This is a genomic window from Streptomyces sp. SPB074 (assembly GCF_000154905.1).
In the GTDB taxonomy this organism is placed as follows: Bacteria; Actinomycetota; Actinomycetes; order Streptomycetales; family Streptomycetaceae; genus Streptomyces.
The window spans coordinates 5,615,604-5,617,976 of the sequence record NZ_GG770539.1 but is presented as its reverse complement, the minus strand read 5'-3'; the positions used below and the strand labels follow the sequence as shown (position 1 = coordinate 5,617,976).

General features: G+C 76.9%; 3 protein-coding genes. 2 read left to right on the top strand and 1 reads right to left on the bottom strand.

All coding sequences use genetic code 11. From position 1 onward, the window contains the following. Positions 1 to 700, bottom strand: a 700-nt coding sequence (locus SSBG_RS23780) for a dihydrodipicolinate synthase family protein (RefSeq protein ID WP_037870494.1), incomplete at its 3' end; no start/stop codon positions are given. Positions 701 to 770: 70 nt separating this feature from the next. Here SSBG_RS23780 and SSBG_RS23775 point away from each other — a divergent pair. Further along, complete coding sequence (locus SSBG_RS23775; protein WP_008748617.1) at positions 771 to 1,718, top strand: LysR family transcriptional regulator; 948 nt, start codon at positions 771 to 773, stop codon at positions 1,716 to 1,718. Between the two features lie 120 nt (positions 1,719 to 1,838). Beyond that, positions 1,839 to 2,373, top strand: a 535-nt coding sequence (locus SSBG_RS23770; RefSeq protein ID WP_199781402.1) for a TerD family protein, incomplete at its 3' end; no start/stop codon positions are given.

Here is a 2,373-nt window from a genome sequence, read left to right as displayed (position 1 = left end):
CCTCGCCCGCGCGCCAGGCGGCGACGAGGTCCGCGTACGCGCGCGTCGCGAGGTGCGCTGAGGCGAGGACGGCGCCCTCGGCGCCGAGCGCGAGCAGCGCCGAGGCGTACACGTCGTCGCCCGCGAGGACCGCGAAGCCCGCGGGGCGCTCACCGAGCAGGGCGACGGTGTCCTCGGTGACGCCCCCGGCCGCGTACTTGACCCCGGCGACCCCCGGGAGCGCCCCGAGCTCCCGCAGCGTCGCCGCGCTCAGTTCCTGACCCGTGCGGTAGGGGATGTGGTAGACGAACAGCGGCACGGGGCTCGTCTCGGCGAGCGCCGCGAAGTGGGCGAGGACGCCCGTCCGGCCGGGCCGGGTGAAGGCGGGCACGGGGACGAGGGCGGCGACCGCCTCCGGCACCCCGGCGAGCGCGGCCAGCGCCGTACGGCTCGCGGCGGTGCCGGAGCCGCCCGCGCCGACCGTGAGGGGGACGCCGCGCTCGCGGGCGACGCGGGCCAGGACGCTGAGGACGGCGGCGCGTTCGGCCGGGTCGAGCGTGGCGGCCTCGGCGGTCGTGCCGAGCGCGACGAGACCGGCGGCCCCTTCGTCGAGCACGTCGTGGGCGAGGCGTTCGAGGGCGGCCAGGGCCTCGGGGCCGAGGGCCCCGTCGGCGGTGAAGGGCGTGACGAGGGGGACGTGCAGACCGGCGAGGAGTGTCATGCCCCGATGGTCGGCGCGGGGCGGGGGACGGTCCAGCGGGAAGAAGTGACGGTGCTCGTAAGCTGAGCCGATGCTCAACCCGCACCAGTTGCGCCTGCTGCGCGAGCTGTCCAGGCGCGGCACCATCGCCGCCGTCGCGAAGGCGCTCGCGTACAGCCCCTCGGCGGTCTCGCAGCAGCTCTCGCTCCTCGAACGGGCCACCGGCACGGCGCTGTTCGCGCGTGAAGGACGCCGGATCGCGCTCACGCCGACGGGGGCCAGGCTGGTGGAGCACGCCGAGGTGATCCTCGCGCACCTGGAGGCCGCCGAGGCCGAACTGAGCGCCCACCGGGGCACGGAGGCGCCGCTGCGGGCCGGGTTCTCGCCCTCGGCGGCACGCGCGCTCGCGGCCCCCGTCTTCGCCGCGCTCCGCGCGAGCCGGCCCGGACTCGCGCTGTGGGTACGGGAGATCGACCCCGCCGACGCGGGCCACGCGGTCCGCTCCGGCGGCCTCGACGTGGCTCTCGTGCACACGTACGAGGGCTTCGCGCATCCGCCGGAACCGGGGCTCGCGACGGAACACCTGTTCAGCGAGCCGATGCTGTTCGCGGCGCGGGAGGACGGCGAAGGGGCGGGCGGCGGCACGGGAACGGTGGGGCCGGACGCGCGGGGGCGGGAGCCCGGTTCCCTCGGCGATCCGGTGCGGGAGCACGCCGCCGCGCCGTGGATTCTCCCCGCCGAGGACACCCTGTGCCACGCGGTCGTGACGGGGCTCGGTGCCGCGCACGGGGTGCGGATCGAGTCCTGGCACCGGGTGGACGACTACGACACGACGTTGCGGCTCGTCGCGGTGGGCGCGGGGGTCGCGGTCGTCCCGGCGTCGGCGACGGCCGCGCCCCCGCCCGGCGTGCGCCTCACCCCGCTCCCCCTCGCCCGCCACAGCCACCTCGCGACCCGCGCGGGGGCCACCGCGCACCCGTCCGCGCGGGCCTTCGCCGCGGCGCTGCGGGCGGTACGGGAGGGAGCGGGCGCGCGGTGAGCGCGGGGCGGGCGCGGGGCCGGGGACCGGGGCGCGCGGGGCCGCTAGGCCGTCCGGTGAGAAATTCGCGGGTAAGGGAACGGCAAAGTGCGGTCGTTCGTTGGGGGGAGCATGACCGCAATGACCCCTGGCTCGAACATCCCCCTCAGCGCCGCCCGCGTGGCGGTCGACGTGACCGCTCCGGTGCGGCTCGACGTCTCGGGCCTGCTCCTCACCGCCGACGGCAAAGTGCGCTCGGACGACGACTTCATCTTCTACAACCAGCCCACGGGCCCCGGCGTGACCTACACCTCCGGGGGAGGTGCGGCGCCCGACGCGGTCACCGTGGACACGGGTGCCGTACCGGCCGCGATCGAGAAGATCGTCGTCACCGCGAGCCCCGACGCCGACGGCCAGACCTTCCAGGGCATCGAGCCGACCGCGACCGTGCGGGACGCGGACAGCGGCGCGGTCCTCGCGACCTTCACGCCGCCCCAGCTCGGCGCGGAGACGGCGCTCGTCGTGGTCGAGGTGTACCGCAGGAACGGGGTGTGGAAGGCCCGTGCCGTGGGCCAGGGGTACGCGAACGGGCTCGCGGGGATCGCGACGGACTTCGGCGTGAGCGTGGAGGAGGAGCCGCAGGCCGCCCCGGCAGCGCCGCAGGCCGCCCCGCAGG